Raw genomic sequence first — 1,247 nt, 5'->3', positions numbered from 1 at the left:
CATGCGGCATGCAGCTTGCCATTCACCGCTCTCACTCCAGATTCTAATCCCCTATCAAGACACAAGCGGCGGTTCGGCGCCCCGACTTGCCCGCGAACACCGGCGAAGCCGGTGCCATTCACCGCGTCGCATTCTTCGCGGGCAAGCCCGCTCCTACAGGGGGCAGTGCGATCAGCGACGCTTGAGATTCATTTTTTCGCGGCCTTCGGCCGGGGTCAGCACGCGGCCACCGAGGCGCGAGATGATCTCCACCGCGCGTTCGACCAGTTGGCCGTTGCTGGCCAGCACGCCGCGGTCGAGGTAGAGGTTGTCTTCCAGGCCCACGCGTACGTTGCCGCCGAGCAGCACCGCCTGCGCGGCCATCGGCATCTGCATGCGGCCGATACCGAAGCCTGCCCAGGTGACGTTGGCCGGCAGGTTGTCGACCATGGCCTTCATGGTGGTGGTGTCGGCCGGCGCCCCCCATGGGATGCCCAGGCACAGCTGGAACAGCGGATCGTCGAGCAGGCCTTCCTTGATCATCTGCTTGGCGAACCACAGGTGACCGGTGTCGAAGATCTCCAGCTCCGCCTTCACGCCCAGCTCGGTGATGCGTTTGGCGCCAGCGCGCAGTTGCGCCGGGGTGGAGACATAGATCGAGTTGCCGTCGCCAAAGTTGAGGGTGCCGCAGTCCAGGGTGCAGATCTCGGGCAGCAGTGCCTCGACGTGGGCCAGACGCTCCAGCGGGCCAATCAGGTCGGTGCCGGCGCCGAAGTCCATCGGTGCCTCGCCCGGGCCGATCTCGAGGTCGCCACCCATGCCGGCGGTCAGGTTGACGATCACGTCCACGTCGGATTCGCGGATGCGTTCCATCACTTCGCGGTACAGCGCGACGTCGCGGCTGAAGCGGCCGGTCTGCGGGTCACGGACGTGGCAGTGGACCACGGTGGCGCCGGCCTTGGCGGCCTCGACGGCGGCTTCGGCGATCTGCTTCGGGGTGACCGGGACCAGGTGGCTCTTGGCAACGGTGTCGCCGGCTCCGGTCAGGGCACAGGTGATGATGACGTCGTGGTTCATGGGGTAAATCCTTCAGGCGTGTCTGTTCTGTGAGTTCGGTGTTGGCCTTTTCGCGGGCAAGCCCGCTCCTACAGGTTATGCGCATGCCATGAGCTGTAGGAGCGGGCTTGCCCGAGAAAAGGCCAACACCGAACTCACAGAACAGACACGCCTGAAGGATTTACCCCATGAACCACGACGTCATCATCACC

General features: G+C 65.0%; 1 protein-coding gene. It reads right to left on the bottom strand.

Annotated features, from left to right (window positions below):
• Positions 1-171: 171 nt before the first annotated feature.
• Entirely contained in the window at positions 172-1,056 is an 885-nt protein-coding gene (gene cdhC, locus ACPZMI_RS00060; RefSeq protein WP_186667460.1) for a 3-dehydrocarnitine:acetyl-CoA trimethylamine transferase CdhC, read from the bottom strand.
• Between the last annotated feature and the right edge of the window lie 191 nt (positions 1,057-1,247).

Origin of the sequence: Pseudomonas wayambapalatensis (assembly GCF_049942315.1) — a bacterium.
GTDB lineage: Bacteria > Pseudomonadota > Gammaproteobacteria > Pseudomonadales > Pseudomonadaceae > Aquipseudomonas > Aquipseudomonas wayambapalatensis.
Note: the sequence above shows the minus strand (reverse complement) of the source record. Positions and strands in the feature narration are given on the sequence as shown.